23 protein-coding genes are annotated in these 23,701 nt (G+C 57.9%); 15 read left to right on the plus strand and 8 right to left on the minus strand.

The window, feature by feature from the left end; translation table 11 throughout:
• The first annotated feature begins 28 nt into the window (after positions 1 to 28).
• The 15 genes from bchF to idi all read left to right on the plus strand — a co-directional run bounded on the left by bchF (position 29) and on the right by idi (position 16,388).
• Positions 29 to 586 (plus strand): 2-vinyl bacteriochlorophyllide hydratase, encoded by a 558-nt coding sequence (gene bchF / locus RBB44_RS04655; RefSeq protein ID WP_209177044.1) that lies wholly within the window; start codon positions 29 to 31, stop codon positions 584 to 586.
• Positions 583 to 1,887, plus strand: coding sequence for a ferredoxin:protochlorophyllide reductase (ATP-dependent) subunit N (locus tag RBB44_RS04660; protein ID WP_306149485.1), 1,305 nt, complete (start codon positions 583 to 585; stop codon positions 1,885 to 1,887). Before bchF ends, RBB44_RS04660 begins: the two co-directional genes overlap by 4 nt.
• On the plus strand, positions 1,878 to 3,440 hold the full coding sequence (bchB, locus tag RBB44_RS04665) for a ferredoxin:protochlorophyllide reductase (ATP-dependent) subunit B (RefSeq protein WP_306149484.1): 1,563 nt from the start codon (positions 1,878 to 1,880) through the stop codon (positions 3,438 to 3,440). Before RBB44_RS04660 ends, bchB begins: the two co-directional genes overlap by 10 nt.
• The gene (locus RBB44_RS04670; protein WP_306149483.1) at positions 3,415 to 7,185 is read left to right on the plus strand and encodes a magnesium chelatase subunit H; all 3,771 of its coding nucleotides are present in this window, start codon (positions 3,415 to 3,417) and stop codon (positions 7,183 to 7,185) included. The genes bchB and RBB44_RS04670 overlap by 26 nt, the downstream gene beginning before the upstream one ends.
• A complete protein-coding gene (bchL, locus tag RBB44_RS04675) occupies positions 7,182 to 8,111 on the plus strand; it encodes a ferredoxin:protochlorophyllide reductase (ATP-dependent) iron-sulfur ATP-binding protein (RefSeq protein WP_008189250.1) in 930 nt (309 codons plus the stop codon). The genes RBB44_RS04670 and bchL overlap by 4 nt, the downstream gene beginning before the upstream one ends.
• A gap of 17 nt (positions 8,112 to 8,128) precedes the next feature.
• The gene (gene bchM, locus RBB44_RS04680; RefSeq protein WP_306149482.1) at positions 8,129 to 8,848 is read left to right on the plus strand and encodes a magnesium protoporphyrin IX methyltransferase; all 720 of its coding nucleotides are present in this window, start codon (positions 8,129 to 8,131) and stop codon (positions 8,846 to 8,848) included.
• Positions 8,848 to 10,284 (plus strand): BCD family MFS transporter, encoded by a 1,437-nt coding sequence (locus tag RBB44_RS04685; protein ID WP_371932300.1) that lies wholly within the window; start codon positions 8,848 to 8,850, stop codon positions 10,282 to 10,284. Before bchM ends, RBB44_RS04685 begins: the two co-directional genes overlap by 1 nt.
• 34 nt (positions 10,285 to 10,318) lie before the next feature.
• On the plus strand, positions 10,319 to 11,098 hold the full coding sequence (gene puhA, locus RBB44_RS04690; RefSeq protein ID WP_371932298.1) for a photosynthetic reaction center subunit H: 780 nt from the start codon (positions 10,319 to 10,321) through the stop codon (positions 11,096 to 11,098).
• Entirely contained in the window at positions 11,095 to 11,772 is a 678-nt protein-coding gene (gene puhB / locus RBB44_RS04695) for a photosynthetic complex putative assembly protein PuhB (protein ID WP_306149479.1), read from the plus strand. Before puhA ends, puhB begins: the two co-directional genes overlap by 4 nt.
• A 9-nt stretch (positions 11,773 to 11,781) precedes the next feature.
• Positions 11,782 to 12,276 (plus strand): photosynthetic complex assembly protein PuhC, encoded by a 495-nt coding sequence (gene puhC / locus RBB44_RS04700; RefSeq protein ID WP_306149478.1) that lies wholly within the window; start codon positions 11,782 to 11,784, stop codon positions 12,274 to 12,276.
• Complete coding sequence (locus RBB44_RS04705; protein ID WP_166672675.1) at positions 12,273 to 12,578, plus strand: hypothetical protein; 306 nt, start codon at positions 12,273 to 12,275, stop codon at positions 12,576 to 12,578. Before puhC ends, RBB44_RS04705 begins: the two co-directional genes overlap by 4 nt.
• Positions 12,575 to 13,684, plus strand: coding sequence for a magnesium-protoporphyrin IX monomethyl ester (oxidative) cyclase (gene acsF, locus RBB44_RS04710; protein WP_306149477.1), 1,110 nt, complete (start codon positions 12,575 to 12,577; stop codon positions 13,682 to 13,684). The genes RBB44_RS04705 and acsF overlap by 4 nt, the downstream gene beginning before the upstream one ends.
• Positions 13,685 to 13,694: 10 nt before the next feature.
• Positions 13,695 to 14,546 carry a putative photosynthetic complex assembly protein PuhE gene (gene puhE / locus RBB44_RS04715; protein ID WP_306149476.1) on the plus strand — a complete coding sequence of 284 codons (852 nt, stop codon included), beginning with the start codon at positions 13,695 to 13,697 and terminating at the stop codon, positions 14,544 to 14,546.
• A gap of 29 nt (positions 14,547 to 14,575) precedes the next feature.
• Complete coding sequence (gene hemA, locus RBB44_RS04720) at positions 14,576 to 15,793, plus strand: 5-aminolevulinate synthase (RefSeq protein ID WP_306149475.1); 1,218 nt, start codon at positions 14,576 to 14,578, stop codon at positions 15,791 to 15,793.
• 61 nt (positions 15,794 to 15,854) lie between these two features.
• Positions 15,855 to 16,388, plus strand: a complete 534-nt coding sequence (gene idi, locus RBB44_RS04725; RefSeq protein WP_306156106.1) for an isopentenyl-diphosphate delta-isomerase — start codon at positions 15,855 to 15,857, stop codon at positions 16,386 to 16,388.
• Between the two features lie 401 nt (positions 16,389 to 16,789).
• Here the strand turns inward: idi and pufC are convergent, their stop codons facing one another.
• From pufC to bchY, 8 genes are all read right to left on the minus strand, one after another.
• Positions 16,790 to 17,932 carry a photosynthetic reaction center cytochrome PufC gene (gene pufC, locus RBB44_RS04730; RefSeq protein ID WP_306149473.1) on the minus strand — a complete coding sequence of 381 codons (1,143 nt, stop codon included), beginning with the start codon at positions 17,930 to 17,932 and terminating at the stop codon, positions 16,790 to 16,792.
• 11 nt (positions 17,933 to 17,943) lie between these two features.
• The gene (gene pufM, locus RBB44_RS04735) at positions 17,944 to 18,906 is read right to left on the minus strand and encodes a photosynthetic reaction center subunit M (RefSeq protein WP_306149472.1); all 963 of its coding nucleotides are present in this window, start codon (positions 18,904 to 18,906) and stop codon (positions 17,944 to 17,946) included.
• Positions 18,907 to 18,916: 10 nt separating this feature from the next.
• Positions 18,917 to 19,762 (minus strand): photosynthetic reaction center subunit L, encoded by an 846-nt coding sequence (gene pufL / locus RBB44_RS04740; protein ID WP_209172907.1) that lies wholly within the window; start codon positions 19,760 to 19,762, stop codon positions 18,917 to 18,919.
• A gap of 147 nt (positions 19,763 to 19,909) precedes the next feature.
• The gene (gene pufA, locus RBB44_RS04745) at positions 19,910 to 20,110 is read right to left on the minus strand and encodes a light-harvesting antenna LH1, alpha subunit (protein ID WP_133947988.1); all 201 of its coding nucleotides are present in this window, start codon (positions 20,108 to 20,110) and stop codon (positions 19,910 to 19,912) included.
• A gap of 30 nt (positions 20,111 to 20,140) precedes the next feature.
• A complete protein-coding gene (locus tag RBB44_RS04750; protein ID WP_008196822.1) occupies positions 20,141 to 20,287 on the minus strand; it encodes a light-harvesting protein in 147 nt (48 codons plus the stop codon).
• Between the two features lie 131 nt (positions 20,288 to 20,418).
• On the minus strand, positions 20,419 to 20,652 hold the full coding sequence (locus RBB44_RS04755) for a hypothetical protein (protein WP_209172908.1): 234 nt from the start codon (positions 20,650 to 20,652) through the stop codon (positions 20,419 to 20,421).
• A 46-nt stretch (positions 20,653 to 20,698) separates the two neighbouring features.
• Positions 20,699 to 22,144: a chlorophyllide a reductase subunit Z gene (bchZ, locus tag RBB44_RS04760; protein ID WP_306149471.1), complete on the minus strand. Its 1,446-nt coding sequence runs from the start codon at positions 22,142 to 22,144 to the stop codon at positions 20,699 to 20,701.
• Positions 22,138 to 23,646, minus strand: a complete 1,509-nt coding sequence (bchY, locus tag RBB44_RS04765) for a chlorophyllide a reductase subunit Y (RefSeq protein WP_306149589.1) — start codon at positions 23,644 to 23,646, stop codon at positions 22,138 to 22,140. Before bchY ends, bchZ begins: the two co-directional genes overlap by 7 nt.
• Positions 23,647 to 23,701: the final 55 nt, after the last annotated feature.

A 23,701-nucleotide genomic window follows, 5' to 3' on the forward strand; every position in this document is an offset into this window, starting at 1 on the left:
CCAATGTCGGGTTCGGGGGGAGGGTTGAATGTCCGTGAGTGGAAACAGGAATTCGATAAAACCCGGTTTTCTTTACACCGAGGAAGAAAGACGCCGCCGTGATGAAACCGTTTGGACACTGGTCCAAGGCGTTCTGGCACCCGTTCAGTTTGTCGTCTTTCTGATCAGCCTTGCTCTTATCGTTGTTTTTTTGATTTCAGGCGAGATGCAGGGCGCTGCCGAGCTCTCCGTCGTGATCAAGACGCTTACGCTCTACGCGATCATGATCACTGGATCGATCTGGGAGAAAGAGGTTTTTGGGTGTTACTTGTTCGCCCGGCCGTTCTTCTGGGAAGACGTCTTTTCCATGTTGGTTCTGGCCTTGCACACGGCCTATCTCGCAGCTCTGTTCACCGAGGCTCTGACTGCCAATCAGCTGATGGCTTTGGCCTTGGCAGCCTATGCAACATATGTGGTCAATGCGGGACAATTCGTCTGGAAACTGCGGCTCGCCCGGCTGGATCAGACAGCCCGCAAGACTGGTCTTGAAAGTGGCGTCCGGTCCGCTGGCGTTAGCGATTTGCAGATCGCAGGAGGTTCTCAATGAACCAGGCGTTTTCTGCAGGATGCGGGACAGGGCCGACAATCCGGGAGCGGGGCCAGCATGAAGTTTTTTGCGGCCTGACCTCCATCATCTGGCTGCACCGGAAGGTCCAGGATGCCTTCTTTCTGATCGTTGGATCCCGCACTTGTGCGCATCTGATGCAATCGGCGGCTGGGGTCATGATCTTCTCAGAGCCGCGCTTTGCGACCGCGATCATGGAAGAGCGGGATCTTGCCGGCATGGCGGACATGCATGATGAGCTCGATGGCGTGGTCGACAAGCTGCTCGCGCGCCGGCCGGACATCAAAATGCTGGTCCTGGTCGGGTCTTGCCCGTCTGAAGTCATCAAGTTCGATTTGTCCAAGGCTGCTGAGCGGTTGAACCGGGTTCACGCACCTAAACACCGTGTGCTCTGTTATTCGGGCAGTGGCATCGAGACGACTTTCACCCAGGGTGAAGACAATTTCCTCACCGCGCTTGTGAACGAAGCGCCAGCCTCAAGTCCGCAAAACGAAACCAAACTGATTGTCGCCGGGTGTCTTCCCGATGTTGTTGAAGATCAGTTCGCGCGCCTGTTTGAAGACCTTGGCATTGAGGGTGTTCAGTTTCTGCCCGGCCGTTCAAGCGCGGCAATGCCGTCAATCGGTCCGGGAACCCGGTTCATTCTGGCTCAGCCCTATCTGGGGGCGACAGCCGCAGCTCTGGAATCCCGCGGCGCTGAACGCATTAATTCCATCTTCCCGCTCGGTGAAGAGGGGACAACGGCCTGGTTTAAGGCGATCGCCGACACTTTTGGTGTACCGGAGGACCGGTTCGAAGCGGCAACAGCAGCGCCGCGCAAGCGCGCCAAAGCCGCGCTTCAATCCTATTTGCCCTGGCTTGAAGGACGCAGGATGTTCTTCTTCCCAGATTCTCAGCTCGAGCCTTCGCTGGCGCGTTTCCTTCACAGCGAAACGGGAGCGGAGATAATCGAGGTCGGAAGCCCCTATCTTCACCGGGAACATGCAGCAGGCGAACTTGCACTGCTCCCGCCGGGCACCGCGATCTCGGAAGGTCAGGATGTTGATCTTCAAATTGATCGCGCCCGTGAGGCGGATCCCGATCTGATTGTCTGCGGTATGGGTCTTGCCAATCCATTTGAAGCGGAAGGCCGTCTGACCAAGTGGTCGATCGAATTCGCCTTCACACCGATCCAGGGCTACGAGCAGGCAGGCGATCTTGCAGAACTCTTCGTGCGCCCGCTGCGGCGCCAGTCCGTTTTGAAATCCGGTCTCGGATTTGAGGAGGGCGCGCCATGCAGCTGAGCATGTGGACCTATGAAGGACCGCCTCATGTGGGCGCCATGCGGGTCGCCGCCTCGATGAAGGATGTGCATTACGTTCTGCACGCGCCTCAGGGCGATACCTATGCCGATCTCTTGTTCACGATGATTGAGCGGCGGGACAGCCGGCCCCCGGTCACCTACACAACGTTTCAGGCGCGCGATCTCGGCGCGTCAACCGCCGACATTTTCAAGACGGCCTGTCACGATGCGGTCGACCGGTTCAAGCCGCGTGCCTTGCTGGTTGGGGCATCGTGTACCGCAGAACTCCTTCAGGACGATCCAGGCGGCCTTGCCAAGACACTTGATCTCGATATCCCGGTCGTGCCGCTTGAACTGCCGTCTTACCAGAAGAAAGAAACCTGGGGCGCGGCGGAAACGTTTTATCAGCTGGTGCGGGCGTGCGCGTCCAATCGGCAGCGGCCTGAGACCATTCCAGCCAACACCTGTAACATATTGGGCCCGACATCCCTGGGGTTCCGGAACCGGGACGATGTCCGCGAGATCAAAGCGTTGCTGGAAGAAAACGGTCTGAATGTCAGGGTGGTCGCCCCGCTCGGTGCAAGTCCGGAAGATCTGGCCAGACTGCCAGAGGCTGCCTTCAATATCGTGCTTTACCCGGAAATCGCCGATACCGCTGCCCGCTGGCTAAAAAAGGCGTACGAGATGCCGTACATGTCTACGGTGCCGATCGGCGTGTCCGAAACTCGCAGATTTGTCACCGAGGCACGGGCTTTAGCCGGTCTTGAACCGGTCCTGTCATCGTCAGAAAACAAGGACCGTCTCACTTGGTACTCCCGGTCTATCGATAGCACCTACCTGACCGGCAAACGGGTGTTCATCTTCGGCGATGCGACGCATGCAATTGCCGCAGCCCGAATTGCCGCGAACGAACTTGGCTTCGAAGTCTGCGGTCTTGGAACCTACATGCGCGAGTTTGCGCGCGATGTGCGGGCTGCAGCCAAGGAGTACGGCGTTGAGCCGCTGATCACCGATGATCATTTGGTCGTTGAAGATGCCATCATAGAAGCACGCCCGGAGTTGGTGCTCGGCACCCAGATGGAACGCCACATTGCCAAGCGGCTGCGTGTTCCCTGTGCTGTCATTTCATCGCCGGTCCATGTCCAGGATTTCCCGGCGCGGTATTCGCCGCAGATGGGCTTTGAGGGTGCCAATGTCATCTTCGACAGCTGGGTTCACCCGCTAATGATGGGGCTGGAAGAGCATTTGCTGTCCATGTTCCGCGACGACTTTGAATTTAATGACGGGGCGACGGCCTCGCATCTGCATGCCCACAGTCCTGAAGCTGCCTCAAACCAGCAAACAGGCCCAGCAGCGCCGGTATCAGAAGACCAGATCACCTTGCCAGCCAGCGCAACGCTCTGGACAGATGAAGCAGAAAAGGAACTCAAGAAAGTCCCGTTTTTTGTGCGCGGCAAGGCACGGCGCAACACCGAGAGCTTTGCCGCTGACAACGGCATTCACCCGATAACCGTGGAGACGTTATACGATGCGAAAGCGCACTTCGCCCGATAACGACCTCCCGATCCGGGTGGTCTTTGTTACGCTCGACAATCATGTCGCAGCCGCCGTCGATGATGCGCGCAGGGCTTTGCAAACAGAGATGCCGGGTCTGACCTTCACGGTGCATGCGGCAACCGACTGGGCGGACAATCCGGACAAGCTGGCCCGCTGCCGTGACGCCATCCGGGCAGGCGACATCATCGTTGTTTCGATGATCTTCGTCGAAGAACACGTCAAGGCGATCGCGGACGTTCTGGAAGAACGGCACCTTGAGTGTGACGCCATGGTCTGCTGCATGTCTGCCGGCACGATCATGAAGTATACGGCCATGGGCCGCTTCCGCATGAGCGGTGAGCAAAAAGGGCCGCTGGCGCTTTTGAAGAAACTGCGCGGCAGCAGCTCCAACAGTGGCAAGGAGAGCGGCAAAACGGCCGGCGAGCGCCAGATGGCGATGCTCCGCCGGTTGCCCAAGCTTTTGAAGTACATCCCGGGCACCGCCCAGGATGTCCGCAACTATTTCCTGACCCTGCAGTACCGGATCGCGGCGTCGGACGAGAACATCGCCAACATGGTCCGCCTGCTGGTCGGCAAATATGCCGCTGGCGAACGGAAATCGTTGCGCTCGGCAGTGGCGGCGAAACCACCGAGTGACTACCCGGATATGGGGCTCTACCACCCGCGCACCGAGCCGCGGATTACGACCCAAAAGAGCAATCTTGCAACTGTCAAAGGGGCGAACGGCACGGTCGGGCTCCTGCTTCTGCGGACTTACATTCTGTCCGGTGACACCGGTCATTATGACGGGGTCATCTCGGCGCTAGAGGCGCGCGGGCTGAATGTCGTTCCGGTGTTCTGTTCCGGCCTCGATATGCGGTCCGCGATCGAAACCTACATGACGGATGCCAATGGCATGCCAACGGTCGACGCGCTGTGTTCGTTGACCGGCTTCTCGCTTGTCGGCGGCCCGGCCTACAGCGATGCAGCTGCGGCGGCGGAAACCCTTCAAAAGCTTGACGTTCCTTATCTGTCAGCCTGCGTGACCGAATTCCAGAGCCGCGAGGGATGGCAGGCTTCAACGCAAGGGCTTACACCGATTGAAACCACCTTGATGGTTGCTATCCCCGAGCTGGATGGTGCCGTCGGATCCATGGTGATCGGTGGCCGCAGCGGATCGGAAGCCAACGGCAAGAGCTGTATTTGCGCCCGCCAGCTTGGAACATGCCCGTCTGGCCGGTCTTGCATGCGGCCGGATGATGAACGTGTTGATCTGCTTGCTGACCGGATCGCGGCAATGACCAAGTTGCGCCAGACCCCACGTTCAGACCGCAAGATCGCAGCCACCTTGTTCAATTATCCGCCCAATGGCGGCAACATCGGAACCGCGGCCTTCCTGTCCGTTTTTGAAAGCCTTCTGGAGACGATGAAGCGCTTGAAAGCGGAAGGCTATGACGTCGACGTGCCTGCCGATGTTGAGACGCTTCAGAACATGATCCTCAAAGGCAACTCGGACCGCTATGGCACCGAGGCCAACGTCCATGTGACTGTTTCTGCAGATGATCATGTCCGCCAGGAAAAGTTCCTGAGCGAGATCGAAACCCAGTGGGGACCGGCCCCAGGGCGTATTTTGAGCAACGGCCGTGGGATCCACATTCTCGGACGTCAGTTCGGCAATTTGCTGATCGCTCTCCAGCCGTCCTTCGGCTACGAGGGCGATCCGATGCGGCTCTTGTTTGAAGGCGGGTTTGCTCCGAACCATGCCTTTGCCGCGTACTACACGTATCTCCGCGAAACATTCGCCGCTGATGCCGTTCTGCACTTTGGAACGCATGGCGCGCTGGAATTCATGCCGGGCAAACACACCGGGCTGTCCGGCTCCTGCTGGCCGGATCGGTTGCTGGGCGCCTTGCCGAACTTTTATTTCTACGCGGCCAACAACCCGTCCGAAGGTTCGATCGCCAAACGCCGGTCTGCCGCAACGCTTGTGTCCTACCTGACCCCATCAATCACGGAAGCTGGTCTCTACAAGGGCCTGAACAGCCTGAAAGCCAGCCTTGACCAGTATCGCTCCATGGCGCCTGAGGCGAGAGGCGAGCGCGAACGTCTTTTGGACGTGATCCGCGTTCAAGCCGACGAGCTCGATCTCACGGGCAAAACGGCGGAGTTGTCTGAAGACCAATTTATCCAGCATCTCGTCGCGGCCATCACCGAAACCGAATACGCGCTGATCCCCCACGGCCTGCACATTGCGGGACGCGGTATGGACGCCTCCGAGCGCTCAGAAATGCTCGCGAAGATGGCTCTGAGTGTCGAGACAGACTCAGGCTTTATCGCCGACCCGGAGTTGTGTCAGGTCATTGCCAATCGAGATCGCGATGCCCTGGCTGCGGCAACGGACACCCTCGACGAAGAGGCAAAGTCTATTGTTCAAAAACTCGTCCAGATCGATCAGGACTTATCAGACAATCGGGAACTTGACGGTCTGGTACAGGCACTGGATGCGCGCTTCGTACCGCCAGCCCCATCCGGCGATTTGTTACGCACGCCGGACCTCCTGCCAACTGGCCGGAACATTCACGGCTTTGATCCGTTTGGTATCCCAAGCAAGTTCGCGCTTGAAGATGGTGCCCGCCAGGCGGCCCTCATTCTGGAACGGTATTTGGAGACCGATGGCAAACTGCCAGAGACCGTTGCAATCGTTTTGTGGGGCACAGACAATCTGAAAACCGGCGGTGCGCCGCTGGCGCAAGCCATGGCGCTCATGGGCGCGCGGCCGCGGCTGGATTTCTACAACCGGGTCTGCGGCGCTGAACTTATCCCGCTTGAAGAGCTAAACCGGCCACGCATCGATGCCGTGATGACCCTGTCCGGCATTTTCCGCGATCTTTTGCCGATCCAGGCGAGCATGCTAGCTGAAGCAAGTTATCTGGCGGCCACGGCGGATGAGCCGGTTGAGCAGAATTTCATACGCAAACATGCACTTGCCTATTGCGAGGCCAATGGCTGCGATCTGGAAGAGGCGGCCTATCGCGTCTTTTCCAATGCGGATGGCACCTACGGGTCGAACGTCAACATGTTGATTGCCTCATCGGCCTGGACCGATGACGAGGAAATCGCAGAGACCTACACCAACCGGAAGAGCTTTGCGATCAGCCGCAAGGGCAAGACCAGCCGCCAGACCGAACTTCTCGATTCTGTTCTGGCGGACGTCGACATGGCCTATCAGAACCTGGAATCAGTCGAAATCGGCGTCACCACGATCGAGCATTATTTCGACACGCTTGGCGGGCTCTCAAAAGCCGTCTCAAAGGCCAAGGGCGGCGCGGAACTCCCCGTTTACATTTCGGACCAGACCCAAGGTGAAGGCAAGGTTCGCTCCATCGACGAGCAGGTCGCGTTGGAAACCCGGACCCGGACCCTCAATCCGAAATGGTATGAGGGCATGCTCCAGCACGGCTATGAAGGTGTGCGGCACATCGAGGCCAATGTCACCAACACCTTTGGCTGGTCGGCAACAACCGGCGGCGTTGAGCCCTGGGTATATCAGAAAATCACGGAAACCTACGTGCTCGACGAGGCGATGCGCCAGCGGCTCGCCGATCTCAATCCGGCCTCCGCGGCACGGGTCGCGGCAAGGCTCATGGAAGCGCACGAACGCAACTACTGGCAACCGGACGAAGAAACGCTCGAGGCTCTGCGCCGGGCGGGTGAAGAACTGGAAGACCGGCTGGAAGGCCTGGCAACGGAGGCAGCCGAATGAACATCTACACCCATCCGAAGACAGCCGCACAAGAGGCAAAAACCGCTCAGAAACTCCGGGAGCGTGCGGATGGCGACGGCAGTGTCCAGGTTCATCTTGATCCGACGATGGAAATCGACGGGGCCAAGGTTTTTGCGATCTACGGCAAGGGCGGCATTGGCAAGTCAACCACCTCGTCCAACCTGTCCGTTGCTTTCTCCAAGATTGGCAAGCGGGTTTTGCAAATCGGCTGCGATCCGAAACACGACAGCACCTTTACGCTGACAAAAAGCCTGATCCCGACCGTGATCGATATCCTGGAACAGGTCGATTTCCACACTGAGGAATTGCGTCCGGAAGACTATATGGTCGAGGGATTCAATGGGGTTCAGTGCATTGAGGCCGGCGGGCCGCCAGCTGGCACCGGCTGCGGCGGGTATGTGGTCGGTCAAACCGTCAAGCTCTTGAAGGAACACCACCTTCTGGATGACACCGATGTGGTGATCTTCGATGTCCTTGGGGACGTTGTTTGCGGCGGTTTTGCCTCTCCACTTCAACACGCCGAAAGGGCGGTTGTTGTCGCGGCCAACGACTTCGATTCCATCTTCGCGATGAACCGGATCGTCGCCGCAATCAAGGCAAAGGCGAAAAACTACGAGGTGCGCCTCGGTGGGGTGATTGCCAACCGGTCCCGCGAAACGGATCAGATCGACCGTTACAATGACAGTGTTGGCCTGAAGCGCCTCGCCCACGTGCCGGACTCCGATCATGTGCGCTTGAGCCGTCTCAAAAAAAGCACGCTCTTTGAAATGGGCGACAGTCCTGAAATCGCAGCCATCCAGAACGAGTACCTCCAGCTTGCCGAGCAACTTTGGGCGGGGACAGAGGCCCTTCAGGCTGAACCCATGAAAGACCGGGAAATCTTTGAATTTCTCGGCTTTGAATAAGAAGGTTTGAACCGGATATGACACGGGCCAGCTACACACAGCGGATCGGCGAAATCGAACATTACTTCGATCGTACGGCGCTTGATGCCTGGAAAAAGCTGACCGGCGATCAGCCGGTAAGCGGGATCCGGGCAACTGTGCGTCAAGGCCGTGAAGACATGCGGTCAACCTTGGAAAGCTGGCTTCCGCAGGATCTTACCGGCTGGCGCATTCTCGACGCCGGCTGCGGTTCCGGCGTGTTGTCCATGGAACTGGTCGCGCGTGGGGCTGACGTGGTTGGCATCGATCTATCGGCGCAAATGGTTTCCTTTGCCCGCCAGCGCGCGGCTGAGCAAATAAGCCGCCTCAACGGTCACCCGCATGGAACTGTAACGTTCAAGAGCGGGGATATGCTGGACCCGCATTTGGGACAGTTCGATGCGGTCGTTGCGATGGACGTCCTTATTCACTACACCCCCGAGGACGCCAAGAAGGTTCTGGAGCAGTTCGCTGAGCGCACCAGCAAAAGCCTTTTGTTCACGCTTGCTCCGAGCTCGCACCTCCTGAAAGCCATGCTGATGATCGGCAAGGCATTCCCACGGGCCGACAGGGCCCCGGCCATCTATCCGGCCAACCCGGAGCGTTTGGTGGATCAACTCGTGCATCAGCCGCATATGGGCGGTTGGAGGAGCGGTCGAACGCACCGGATTTCAGTCGGCTTTTACACCTCCCAGGCCATGGAGGTGGTCCGGCCATGATGTTCAAGTCCGCATCAGACAGGATGATCGGGTTCTGGCAGACCGCCGGGGTCCACTTCATGCCGTTTGCGGACGCGGCAACAAAAGACGTGCCGCTGTCGCGTCTTCTTCGCCTCGCGCTGTTCCAGGTGTCTGCGGGCTGTGTGCTTGTTCTCTTAACCGGAACGCTCAACCGGGTCCTGATCGTCGAGCTCGGAGTATCCGTTGCATTGGTGTCTGCTGTGGTGGCAATCCCGGTTCTGGCAGCGCCGTTGAGGCTTTTCTTCGGTTATCGTTCAGATACCTACAAGTCGGTGCTCGGCTGGCGGCGTGTTCCCTATCTCTGGTTCGGAACGATCTTGCAGTTCGGCGGACTGGCCTTCATGCCCTTCGCGCTCTTGCTGCTTCAATCGCAGAGCGTTGGACCAGCGTGGGCCGGAACAGTGCTTGCTGGTCTTGCCTTTCTCTTTGCCGGCTTCGGCCTGCACATGTCGCAAACCGCGGGTCTTGCACTCGCAACTGATCTGGTTCCCCAAAACAAGCGGCCCCGTGTTGTTGCGCTGCTTTATGTGATGCTGCTGGCGGGAATGATCGCTGCATCAATTTTTTACAGCATCTTCCTGGCCGATTTTACGCCGAAGCGGCTCATCCAGGTGATCCAGAGCACAGCACTTTTGACCTTGGCGCTCAACGTGATTTCCGCCTGGAAGCAGGAAGCCCGCAACCCGGCCCGAACGTCCCATGACAGGAAAGTTGCCGGGTTCTTTGAGGCTTTGGCCGACTATCGGCGAGAGCCGGGCACCGTTCGCCTGTTGATTGCTGTCGCGATCGGGTCTGCCGCGTTTTCCATGCAGGACATCCTGCTGGAGCCTTATGGTGGTGAAATCCTTGGCATGACGGTCGGGCAAACCACGCTGCTAACGGCGCTTTGGGCCACTGGCACGATGGCAGGATTTGCCTGGGCAGCACACAGCCTTAATCGCGGCGCCCACATGTACAGGGTCGCCGCCCGCGGCCTCTTGATTGGTATTGCAGCCTTCTCCGCGGTCGTTTTTGCATCGCCGCTTGAGACCGACATGCTGTTCTACGCCGGCGCGGCCGGTGTCGGGCTCGGCGGTGGTCTCTTTGCAGTCTGCACAATGCTGGCAGCCATGAGCATTTCGAAACGCGCTGACAGCGGCATTCTGGTTGGCGCCTGGGGAGCGGTCCAGGCGACCGCCATCGGCGTCAGCCTGTTGCTCGGCGGTCTGATCAAGAACGGCGTCAACATCCTTGCGTTGGATGGGCTGCTCGGAACTGCAATGAACAACGAGGCCGCCGGGTATCTGGCTGTCTATCACATTGAAATCGCGCTTCTTTTCATCTGTCTCGCCGTTCTTGGTCCCCTGGCAGGGCACCAATACCGGCAAGAGCGCGGAGACGACATGCGCTTTGGCCTTGCCGAAATACCCGGGTGATCCCGGATCGGCACCAGTTTTAGGAGGAATGACCATGACCGGTTCTATCGTCGGCAGCATAGATGTCGCCCAGGTGGTGCTCTATGTCTTTTGGGTCTTTTTCGCCGGGTTGATCTGGTACATCCGTCAGGAAGACCGGCGCGAAGGCTATCCGCTTGAAGATGATGTCACAGGCAGGTTCAACAAGGACCCTTGGCTGTTTGTTCCGGACAAGAAGACGTTCATCCTGCCACACGGTCATGGGACTGTTCAGGTCCCCGATCTAAAGCGCGATGACCGCCCCTTGAATGCCAAACGGGTTTCTCCTGCACCTGGATATCCGATGGAGCCGGAAGGCAACCCTCTTCTCGCGGGCGTTGGGCCGGGCTCATGGGCCGAGCGCGCTGATACGCCCGATCTGACCGCTCATGGCGATGCCCGGATTGTCCCGATGCGCGAAGCTGAGGGATTTGCGATCGCCGACGGTGAGCTTGATCCTATTGGCCTTTCGGTTGTGGGCTGTGACAGCAGTTCTGCAGGAACCGTCAAGGACGTCTGGGTCGATCGGGCAGAATTTCTGATCCGCTACTACGAAGTTGAGATTGAGGGCGCTGAGAAACCGGTGCTTCTGCCGAACAACTTTGTCGTCATCAAGCGGGGACGCGGAAACAAGCCTTATCTTTATGTCCACGCGATCACATCCGAGCAATTTGCTGATGTCCCGGCACATGCGAAACCGGGTACTGTCACCTTGCTGGAAGAGGACAAGATTGCGGCCTACTTCGGCGCCGGTCTCCTCTATGCCTCGAAAGATCGTCGGGAGGCCTTGCTGTGAAACAGTTTGTCGCTCGGGAACATGAGATGGAACCGGTTCCCGGATTGCCTGAATATTTACCGGACGGCGAAAAAATGCTGTGGCAGGGGCGGCCTTCAACCCGCCTTTTTGCCCGCCATCTCCTCAAGAACCGCTGGATTACCGGCTACTTTTTGATCTTGGCGGCATGGGCAGTGATTGGCGGTCTTTATGATGGCCGCCCATTGGCTGGCATCGTCTTCTCTGTCGCCGTATTGACCGCCTTGGCCGCGATCTTGATCGGCATGCTGGAGTTGTTTGCCTGGGCTGTCCACAAGACGACGCTTTACACCGTCACAACGCAGCGTGTTGTCATCCGCTTTGGTGTCGCGTTTTCCATGACGCTCAATCTGCCTTTCAAACAGCTGGCAGCAATCTCTATGGCCGAACTTCCAGGTGGTGCCGGACATGTTGCTATCCAGGTTTTGCCGGGACACCAGATTTCCTGGTTGGTGCAATGGCCGCATGTTCGTGGATGGCGGTTTGCAAATGTCGAGCCGAGCCTGATCTGCCTGACCGACGCGAAGAAAGTAGCTGACATCCTTGCCCTCGCGATCAGCCAGGATGCGGCTGTGACTTCTGGTCACTCGCGTCTGGCTCACAATGACACCTCACCGCAGGGTGCAGTTCCTGCATCTGTAGAAGCTGCGGAGTAGGAGCCAGCGATGCCTTCGGTTTCCCATCTCGGATATTTCTCGGACCGCAAGGGCCGGCGCGGCAAACAGTTTCCGCGCAGGATCCTGATCGGGACGGCATTGCTTCTGACTTTTGCCGTCGCGGCGGTCGTTTTTGGCCAGACAACCGGCATTGGCGTCATCAAGCATCAAACAGGTGCACCGGTTGCGATCCGGGATATTCTCATCACACGGGATGCGGCGGATATCGTCACTGTCACGGACGCGCGAAGCGGCGTTGTGATTTCAGCCTTTGAGAAGGACACCGGAGGCTTCGTTCGCGGCTCGCTGCGGGCTTTCGAGCGCATGCGGATGGTGGCGAAAGTTCCGGCCGCAGCACCTTACAGGCTCATTCAATGGGAGACTGGCGCAGTCAGTTTGTCTGACACCGCACTCGGCGAACGCATCTATTTGGAAGCCTTTGGAAAAGATAATGCAGCGGCCTTTGCAGCTCTGCTTGAAACCCGGGAAGGAGCGCGCCAATGAACGCGATTTTCAATCTGATGAGCCGGAAGGAAACCGTCAACTGCACGGTGGAGATCAACAACACCTTTGATCAACTCGGTGCCCATCTGCGCTTTGACAATGGCGTGGTGGTGCATCCGGGCGATGAAGTATTTGTCCATGGCGCTCCGGTGTCGATCCCTTACGGGGAAAGTCAGAGGTTCCGCCGCGAGGCGACCATCCGCCGGGCCGGGCCGCTGGAACGCGCCTGGACCCGCGCCACTGGCGATTTCGAAATGATGGAACTGTGTGAATTCAGCTTCACGGAAAGGGCGTTGTCATGAACAAGACCGTATCGCCAGCCGATTTGGCCTCCAATGAGCCGACCCTTGAAAAGCGCCGGGCCGCCGTCAACGATACGACCAAGAGTGCCTTGGTCTCCACGATGTTGACACCGCGGTTCTACACCACCGACTTCGACGAAATGGACAAGATCAACGTCGAGCCCGTCCGTGAAGAGTGGGACGCCTTGATTTCGCAAATGCGCTCCGATCCCAACCGGGGTCACTTCAAGCGCAGTGAAGCCTGGGACAATATTGACATCGACGCTCTGCCAGATGATCTGCGCGAAGAGCTGATCGATTTCCTCGTATCGTCTCTGACCTCCGAGTTTTCCGGCTGCGTGCTCTACAAGGAGATGAAACGGCGCGGCAAGAACCAGGAAATCTGCGAGCTCTTCGGCTTCATGAGCCGGGATGAATCCCGCCATGCTGGCTTCATAAATGACGCGCTGAAAGACTTTGGCATCGGCGTGAACATGGGGTTCCTCGCCAAGGCGAAGAAATACACCTACTTCAAGCCAAAATTCATCTACTACGCGACCTACCTGTCAGAGAAGATTGGCTACGCCCGGTACATCACAATCTACCGCCATCTTGAGAAGCATCCAGAGCACCGGTTCCATCCGATCTTCAAGTGGTTCAAGGAGTGGTGCAACGACGAGTTTTCACATGGCGAAGCGTTCTCCCTGATCATCCGGTCGGACAAGCGCTTGCTTGAAGGGCGCAACAAGCTCTGGATCAAGTTCTTTTTGCTGGCCGTCTTTGCCACGATGTATGTGCGCGATCATATGCGCCCGGCGTTCCACAAGGCACTTGGGATCAACATAGAAGACTACGACATGCGGGTGTTCCGCTTAACGTCCGAAATCTCCCGTCAGTGTTTCCCGCTCGAACTAGATCTCGATAATCCCAAGCTTCTGGAAGGTTTCCGGCGCATGGAGCGGATTAGCCGCAAGATGCAGGCTGCAACCGAAAAAGGCGGCCTCTTTGGCCAGCTGGGAAGAGCGTGGTGGGGGGCTGCCGCAGGGCTCAATTTCGTCCGCATGTACATGATCCCGACAAAGAAAAACACTTTGCCGGAGACCTCGCGCCTGCAGCCGGTCTGGTAGGCCAACGCTCATGTGGCTCGCAAACCCGGTCATAGCTGTTCTGATTGCCACTGGCGTTTGGTGGCTGTCGACCGGGCTTGTCTTGTTGATGGTGCATTGGTCGATCCGGAAGAAGCTCGGCCCCTGGCAGCTTTTGCCGCTGGTGACACTGGTCGGTGTTGCCGGTTTTCTGTTGCTCCTAGAGGGCAGCGAGATGCAGACCCCGCTTGGATCCTACGCCGGGTTCTTTGGCGCACTGCTGGTCTGGGCCTGGCATGAAACCACGTTTTTGACCGGGATGGTGACCGGCCGGAGCAAACAGGAATGCCCGCCCGATGCGAAAGGCGCTGCCCGGTTTGTCGCTGCCTGGAAAGCCGTGTGTGATCACGAGATCGCGCTGCTTGTAACGGCTGTGTTTCTCTGGTTTGTCTTGGCGGATGCCCCCAACACGTTCGGCCTTGCCACTTTTGGGCTCTTATGGGGGATGCGGATCTCGGCGAAGCTGCTAATTTTCCTGGGCGCGCGCCATGCAATCAGCGGCCTGATGCCCCCGGGGATCGTGTACCTGAAGACCTACTTTAATACTGGACGGACTACCCCCTTTTTCCCGCTTCTTTTAGCTATCGCGGTTGGGTTGTTTGCGGTCCTGGTGGCTGGAGCGATGAATGCGCACAGCGCGTACTCCGTCGTTGGTCACATTTTGCTCGCCGCGTTTATGGCGCTGGCAATCATCGAACACCTAATTCTCGTTCTGCCGGTCTCGGACATGGCGCTTTGGCGCTGGGCGGTTCCCAAAGGGGCACGCGAGCCCCGCTCAAACCCACCTAGACATGAGTTTGCACCTGCAGTTGTTGGCACGAAACGCGGCTTGGAAACGCGATAATTGGAATACCTTGAGGAGAGGACGAAGCGATGGACATCTTGAAAACTATGGAGACCGCTCTCTCCGACTTGCACGAGGCTGGAAATTATCGAGTCTTTGCCGAGCTGGAGCGCCATTGCAACGCCTTCCCCAAGGCAACGTTTTATGACGATGCCGGTGAGACAAGTGAAGTGACAGTCTGGTGCTCCAACGACTACTTGGGCATGGGGCAGAACCCTGTTGTGACTAACCGGATGACTGAGATCATTCACAAGTGCGGGGCAGGCGCAGGTGGTACCCGCAATATTTCCGGCACCAACCATTATCATGTGATGCTGGAGCGTGAGCTCGCTGATCTGCATGACAAGGAAGCGGCACTGATTTTCACATCTGGATATGTGTCCAACTGGGCAGCGCTCGGCACGCTCTTGTCGAAGATCCCTGGAATAATCGTCTACTCCGATGCCCTCAATCACGCGTCCATGATCGAGGGGATTCGCCATTCCAGATGCACAAAACGGCTCTTCCGGCACAATGATCCGGAGCACCTTGCCGAATTGATGGCGGCCGATGACCCGAACGCGCCGAAGCTGGTTGCTTTTGAGAGCGTCTACTCCATGGATGGCGATATTGCGCCGATCGAGGCGATCTGTGATGTCGCTGACCGGTTTGGAGCGATCACATATCTCGATGAAGTTCATGCCGTTGGAATGTATGGACCGCGTGGCGGCGGTGTGGCCGAACGGGAAGGTCTTATGGACCGGCTGACGGTAATTGAAGGAACCCTTGGCAAGGCGTTTGGCGTCATGGGCGGCTACATCACCGGTCCGGAAGTGCTTGTGGATTTCGTCCGGTCGTTTGCATCGGGTTTCATCTTCACGACAGCCTTGCCGCCGGCGCTGGCCGCTGGCGCAACAGCTTCGATCCAGTACTTGAAAGAGAGCTCGGCCGAGCGGGATGCACACAAGGCCAATGTTGCGAAAGTGCGGGCAGCACTCAATGCCAGAGGCATTCCGCATATGGAGAACCCAAGCCACATCGTGCCCGTCATGGTTGGAAATGCGTCGAAGTGCAAATGGATTTCTGATGTTCTCCTGACCGATTTCGGCATATACGTGCAACCGATCAATTATCCGACTGTGCCGGTTGGAACGGAGCGGCTGCGGATCACACCGACGCCACTCCATACCGAGGCTGATATCCGGCATCTGTCAGAGGCGCTGTGCTCCTTGTGGTCACAGTGTGCTTTGGCAAGAGCGGTGGCCTGATCAAGGCGAAAGCAAGAAGACCCTGTCTGGATCTAAAAAGGGGCAGAGAGCCCGTACACCAATGAATAAGCCCTTGATAATTCCTGCTGTCGCACCGGACGGATCATTTTATCCGGTCGAGAAACTGCAAGCCCATATTGATGGCGTGTTGCATCTGGCCGTGTCCGTCTTTGTTTTCGACGGCGATCATCTGCTTATCCAGAAGCGGGCTGCCGGGAAGTATCATTGTGGCGGCCAATGGGCGAACACATGTTGCAGTCATCCCCATTGGGATGAGAGCGTTGAAACCTGCGCGGAGCGCCGGCTGATGGATGAGCTCGGCTTCACACTGCCGTTGACGCGACATCAGACCGTTGAATATGAAGCCAGTGTCGGTGAGGGCCTGAAAGAGCACGAGCGCGTCACGCTCTTTAGTGCGCAAGTGGATCGCAATAAGCTCATCGTGGCGCCCAATCCGGACGAGGTGGAAGACGTGCGGTGGGTTACCTCGGCGGACCTTCATCGCGAAGTCCTGGAAAATCCGAATGCCTTCACGCCCTGGTTCCGAATTTATTTAGGGCGCTTTCCGGGGCTGAAGTTCCAAGCAGCAGCTTGAACTTCCCGCAAATCAGGCTCCTTTGTATCACCCACGCGTATCAATAATGGCGTGACCCGCGCTAGTTGGCCGCGGAGTTCCCGGCCGTTGCCGGCAGCCGACTTTTGCCTCTGACCGGTTTCTACATTTTACAAGTGAACCAAACGGCGTGAGGGCCTCTGTGACTGTGTTGCGGGTTTCGAAGTCCGCTGTCTGGTGTATGTCGCGCTTTATCGAACACGATGGTCCCCGGATTTTGCGTTGAAAGTTTGGATATCAGGCAGCGAAAACTGGGTCCTGCTCAACGCGACTTGCTCCAAACACCGAACTCGAAAATCGTCACTGAGAGCTCCTTTTTCGAGCAAAAAACAAAAAAATTGGGAGCCCGAGAGCTCCCAAAGTGTCCTCGGCGGATGCCGCGCTCATTGCTGAGTGGCGGCAACCGTCGTTTTCGCCGGGAGGGCGGAGGAGTTGGTCGGTCCGTCCGGCGCCATGGTCTGGGTCTCACCGGGGACGTATTTCGAATAGTCAGGTACCGCAGTCGGTCCTTTCTTATCCAGGGCGTCTACGTAGTTTTGAAGCATGGAAACGCCGTAGAGCGGTTTTTGAACGCCTTGGTGGCAGGTCGAACAACCGATCTTGAAGACATCGCCTTCCGGTCCCTTGCGGTTGTCCGGGAAGACCGGGGTCAATCCGACCATGTAGTCGTTGTTGAGGGCCCGTGTCATTTGAATGCCGTGCCAGGCGGTAACCCGTTGCGGAGGGCTCTGATCCCAGTCGTTAAAGGCCCGGGAGTTGTGGCAGGTCACGCAGTTGACGCCAAGACCCTCTGACATGTGCATCATCAAGGCCCAGGTGCTTTCCGTTTCCTTCGTTCCCGCAGGGTTTGGATTTGCAGGGTCCGGCAAAGCGGTCAGGGAATGTACGCGGATTTCCTTGTCACCCAGCAGATACTCTGCCAAGGCATTTTGCGGCATGGATGTGTTGCCGACAAACTGACCGACAACGTTCTGTCCGCCCCGGCCGGACGCACTGGCCGGTTTGGGCTCCTGATCATCATACCAGTAGTAGGCGGGAACAGCCTGGCCGCGGTGGCAGGTGTAACAGGTGACCCCCACATCACCGACATGCGGTTCCCAGTCCACGTTGATGGTCTGGTTCATCTGGATCATGCGCCGGGAAACGACCTTGGTGTAGACCTCGTCAGAGGCAAGGTTTTCCAGATTGTGGCAATAGCCGCAGCCTTCTTCCGGTGCGATCCATTCCGTGATGGCCGCCATGAAGAGGTTGAACTGGTCATCGGACAAATCACCCAAGACCTGAACGTTTTCATAGATCTCACCAGCGCGGTCACCTTCCGGGTCCGCTTCCCAGAGCGGTTCTGGAACCGCATTCAGGGCTTTCAGGGCCTCCACCTTGTCAGCGTCCTTAATGACATTCATGCCTGTGCCGCGATATCCCATCTGGGTTGTCTCGACAGGTGGAGCATCCCAATCGGCACCAACGAAGCTCGCAATACCGAGAAGTGTTCCGGCGGCAGCTGCAAAAGGTATCCAAAGTTGCATTTTCCTTCTCCTTATTGCGCCGCCGGATCACCAACACCCGGCCAGACGTCCGGTGTCGGAGACACGATCCCGTGCTCGATGCCCCACAGGTACCAATTGTCGACGACAGTGCCTGTGAGAAGGATGCCGATCCCTCCGGTCAGAGGGGTCAAAATGGCGAACCACCACGCCCAACGGTGAACCGATTCCATTGTGGCGTTGAAGCCCATGGTCCAGCGCCAGAAGAGCGCTGCACGTTCGGACGCGGTCCCGCGGTCGGTGATCTGCTCAAGCTCCCGCTCGCCGCCATACTTGCCGACAGCAAGAATTGTCGCGCCATGCATGGCAAACAGCAGAACCGAGCCATAGAGGAAGACGATCGAAAGACAGTGGAACGGGTTGTAGTAAAGGTTGCCGTAGCGGATGGAGAAGGCTGCGGTCCAGTCAAGGTGCGGGAAGATCCCGAAAGGGACGGCTTCGGAAAAATCGCCCATCAGGATCGGACGGATAAAGCCAAGCACCAGGAACAACCAGATTGCTGAGGCAAATGCCCAGGCAATATGGGTGCCGAGCTCCAACTGGCGTGCCCGCCGGTAGACGCGCACCCACCACAACAAGATGGAAGCTGTCAGAAAGAAGCCAGCAATTTGCCACCAGCCACCTTCGTTGAGAGGTGCCATTGTCAGGCCGTATTCCGCTGGCGGCGGTTCCAGGCCGAGCCAGAACAGTTGCCGGACGAACTGGATCGGATCCCAACCCACAGAGGCCAGCATGTTCAAACCGATGATCTCGAATGCGATCAAGCCGAACACAAGGGACAAAGACCCGAGAAAGCCCAGGTAAATTGGCCCGATTTGCGCGTTCCCCAACCAACCGGCAAGGCGCGACATGATTGGCGTGCCAACGCGGTCGCTGTCGCCTTTGGGAAGCGGCATGCCCTCTTCGGCCGGGCCGCTGACCTGAATGATGGTGAGGATGTTTTGATATTGGGTCATGGTCGTGTCCTCAGCTCCAGATCGGCAGGTTCAGCCACCAGTTCCACCATTGCGGCCAGCCCTGGTTCCAGAACGGCCCGCTGATGACGATGCAGACGGCGCTCCAAAAACCGGCGTTCAACGCAAGGATCAATCCCAGGCGGTGAATGCCGAGAGTCCCGATGGAGTAGCCGATGATGTCGCGGAAAAAGGTGTCTTCATATTCCGGCGTTTTCACTTCCGCCTGCTTGCCGCCGCCTTCCATGGACTCGCCCGGATTGGCCGCCGACAAAATCAGGCCACCGTGCAAGGACAGAGCGAGTGTCGTCGTGAAGAAGAACGTCACGGCGATCATGTGTGCGGGGTTGTAATGGAAGTGGAGATATTGGTAGCCGACGTTGGAGACCCAGTCGAGGTGACTGAAAATCCCGTATGGAAATCCATGTCCCCAAGCGCCCAGCAGCAGTGGCCGGAAGACGACCAAAGTGGCGTAGGCAAAGATCGCGAAGGAGAAAGCGAAGGGCACGTGATAGCCCATGCCGAGTTTGCGGCAAATTTCGACTTCGCGCAAAGCCCAGGACCCGAAAGACCCCAATGCGCAAATGGTTATGATCTGCCAGAGGCCGCCTTCTTTTAGTGGCGCCAAGGCAAGCCCGTAGGAGATGTCAGGCGGGGCGATCGAGATCTGCCAGATGTTCCAGGTTGGGCCGATTGCAGCGCCATAAACAATCAGGGCGGTGCCAAGAAATGTAAAAAACGCGCCGGTAATTCCAAAGAAACCGACATAAAATGGGCCCACCCAGAAATCGAACAAGTCACCGCCGATCAGTGTGCCCCCGCGTACGCGGTACTTCCTTTCGAAGCTGAGCAAAGCCATAGAGTCCTCCTTAGCCGCGTTTTGCCAATGCGCGTGCTGCGGCTAATCATTGAAAGCAAGGCTTGGTGGCGGAGAGTGCTGACCGTCGTCCAGGCGCCGGCCAATACGCAGCCTCCGCCACCGATGATGTTGAACCGTATGCGTTCGTCAGACCAAAGCTGACGAACCCTCCGGTAGGAGCATTTCGATATGCGCGTTGCCGTCGCTTAACGATGCTTGCTGTTCCAGCCAGTTGTACCTTTCGGTGCTGAGCAGAATGAAATGAATCAAAACTGCAAGGCTGAACAGGAAGACCGTCAGAAGAACGAGCACCCGGCGCGGATCGAACAAAAGCCACATTTTCCACATGTCTTCAGATCCTTGTCTGGTGTGAGCTCGTCAGAGCCACGGTTTGTAGAGCCACATCGAAATGTGGGCGAGGAAGGGTGCAAGCGACATTGCGATCGCAAACTTCACAAAGAGCCGGTGAAACTCCTGTGCTTCCTCACGGCTAAGACCTGTAAGGGTCTCCTTGTCCGAAGCCATTCGCATGACCTCCACTACTTGCCTTTCGGCGGTTACCGCGCAGAACCCTCGCGGCGGGGTCCCAGTCAAGCCGGTTGGAAGGGCTCACTGAGCAATTGCCGATGCCAAAGCAGCAGCAAAAGGCGTTGGGATCATGCGTGAAACGCGTATCCCAATGCGGCGTATGCCGAGGCCTTGGCTTCGGCGTAAGCAGATTGTGTCGTGCCTTCATGGGCGCCCAAGACGCGGCCGAGGCGGCCGAGGACGGTGGACATGAGGCAAAATGGAAACACCACGAGAAACAGACGCTTCATCAAGAGGCGCTGGGATTCGCGTTCCTGATGGCGGCGGCTGCAGACCGCTTCGCTATGGGTGGTGGAAATCATTTGTCTTCCTCCCGGGTGGCCAGTGGGGTGTTGAAAAAAAAAGGGGTCATGCAGGCACGCCCTCCTTGCCGGAGACCAGCTCCAGGTCATCAAGGGTGACTTCCGAAGCTCCAGTCTGCCGGGCGCGCTGTTCGGCGGCCTCACGCAAACGTTTGGCTGCGGAAATGCGAACCAGAACGGGCTCTTGATTGACGCGGCGTTCAAGCGCGGCTTGAGCGTCTGGATGCCAGGGCATATGAGAATGAGCCTTGGCCGCCGTCGCTTCGATCGCATCAAGCTCACTGGCCTTGGGCAAGATCTCGAACAGCATGTCGAAAAGCGCGTTGCAGACTTCCTGGATCAACCAGCAAGCTCCGGAGTATCCCATGACGGGTGTGCCGGTATGACGGCGAACAATGGCGCCCGGATAGGAAAGCTGGATGAATTTTCCACGCGCTCCGGCTTCCGCCATGTACATGCGTTCGTTGAAAGATCCGAACATCACCATGGGCGGTGTGCTGGCTGTCAGTTCCGCGACTTCGGCATTGTCTGTCTTCGACCCGGCCTTTCGCGCAACGGCGAAGGCACAGGGCAGGCCCATTTCCTCTTCGAGGAAGTTCTGGATCCCGCGGACATAGGTTTCATTGGCAACCACAGCGAAATTGGCAGTGGCGAAGAAGTCCTGCGTCACGGAGCGCCACAGATCCCAAAGCGGTTTCAGCGTCGTATGTTTTTCCCGCTCAATGAACGGCTCCGGATCGAGGTCCAGGATTTCGCCCAGTTTACGCAGGAAAGCGGTGGTGGAGTGTATGCCGATCGGGGCTTGGAGATAGGGCCGCTCGAGGGTTTCACACAACAACCGGCCGAACTCGCGGTAAAGGCAAATGTTCGCGTCCGCATCGGCGAGCTTGCGGATGTCTTCCACATGACTGCTGAGCGGGAAGATCATGTTGATCTCCGCTCCAAGACCTTCCACAAGACGGCGGATTTCATGCAGGTCCGACGGCATGTTGTAGGTGCCGTAAATCGGGCCGATGATGTTCACCCGGGGCTTGGCGCCATCTTTGCGCTTCCGGGGCTTTGGAACCCGTTTCGGCCCAAATTCCGTCCAGAGCCATTTCAAGGCGCGGTCTGCACTCTGCCATTGATCTTCATCGATCGTGCGCGGTAGGAAGCGTTTGATGTTGGAGCCTTCCGGCGTGACACCGCCGCCGATCATTTCCGCAATGGAGCCCGTCACAACAACAGCTGGAAGGTCCGGATCGAGTGCATCACGGGCACGTTTCATGGCACCTTCCGTGCCATGTTGGCCGAGTTCTTCTTCCGCAAGGCCGCTGACCACGATGGGCAGCTCGTGCGGGGGCAGGGCATCCGTATAGTGAAGAACGGAGGTCACCGGCAGGTTTTCGCAGCCGACAGGTCCGTCGATGATCACCTGCAAACCCTTGATGGCCGTGAAGGCATAGACGCTGCCCCAATAGCCGCCGGCTCTATCGTGATCGAGGATCAGCATCCAACGCTCTCCCCGTTGTCGACCGCATTGCGGGATTTCGCGACAGATTTGGCATATTTCGCGCGGTAACCGCTGTGTTCCTTCGGAGTGTCCTGCCAGATCCCGGCGGTATCCCCCTGACCAACGCCATCAAAGAAGTCCTGCATCTTCAGGAAGCGATCCTTGTTGGCGATGGCCGTTGAAATCACGCTTGGGAGCGAAGCCGTTCCGGCGGGGCCCATCAGCGGGCGGGCGGAAATCAGATTGGTGAAATAAAGCGCGGGTGTCGCCCGTTCTTTGGCTTTCTGGACGACAGGTGTCGTACCGATCGCCAGGTCAGGATCGAATTCTTCAAACGCAGCGAGGTCCTGCTCCAAAGAAGCCCTGAACTGGACTGTCACACCTTTGGACTCAAGCCATTCTGCATCCGCTGCGCTGTAGAGCGTTTTTGGACAAGCCGTCCCGACATACCGAAGGTCAGCTCCCAGTTCGACCAGCAACCGGCCGACCAGAAGTTCAGAGCCCTCATATCCGGACAGGGTAATCCGGCCGTCGATCCGGTTCTCGCTCAACATGGCCGTAATGGCACCGCGCATCGCGTTCCGGCTGGTATCTGTCTTGGCAGCAGCCACACCGCAGCTCTCGCCGATGGCTGTGAGCCAAGCATCGGTGCCTTCAAGTCCAACAGGTGCAGAGCCGACAATAGCGCGGCCCGCCGCCTGAAACTCCCGGAACGCGGAGGTATAGAAGGGGTGAATGGCTGCAACGGCGGCGCAATCAAGCGCTGCATAGAGCTCACGCCATTCGCGCACAGGCACGGTTGGCCCGGCTGCCAAGCCCATTGGTTCCAAAATGTTGCCGATGACTACCGGATCGGCCGGGAACATTTCCCCGACGAGGGTCACAGTCGGCTTGTCCTTGACGCCGTCGCGGGGTGCCAGAACCGGCCCGTCCAGCGCTTCCTTGCGGGCATAGGCGAGCATTGCACCTGAGAGCACGTCTTTGGCTTCTGCATGGGTCGGAACGCCGAACCCTGGAACATCGATGCCGACGATCCGGACACCGTTGATTTCCTTCGGCAGCATTTGCAGCGGCACACCGGAGGCGGTCGGGACACAGAGGTTTGTGACCACGATGGCATCGTATTTTGCCGGGTCCGCCATGGCATGAACCGCTTCAACGATGTCTTCAAAGAGTTTGCCGGTGACCAAAGTCTCGGAATTGAATGGCACATAGCCGACTGAGCGTTTTGCGCCATAAAAATGCGAAGTGAATGTCAGCCCGTAAACACAGCACGCGGACCCGGACAAAATGGTTGCTGTCCGGCGCATGCGCAGGCCGACGCGCAGTGAACCAAAGGCTGGACACATGGACTGCGGCTGGTCGTGTGGCCCTTTCGGATAGTCGGCTTCCAGCCGGTCCATCAAGGCGTCGTTTCCAGCGTTTCTGGCCGCAGCTTTTGAAAGCTCTTGTCCGCCATGGCAGCCGCCGCCAGCGGCGGGTTGGTCATCCGCCAAATCCATCACCGGCCGGTCGGAAACTGTGGCGCTTCCAACTGGGTCGGGATCATGAGATTTG

The sequence above is a fragment of the Roseibium sp. MMSF_3247 genome, assembly GCF_030733765.1.
Classification (GTDB): Bacteria; Pseudomonadota; Alphaproteobacteria; order Rhizobiales; family Stappiaceae; genus Roseibium.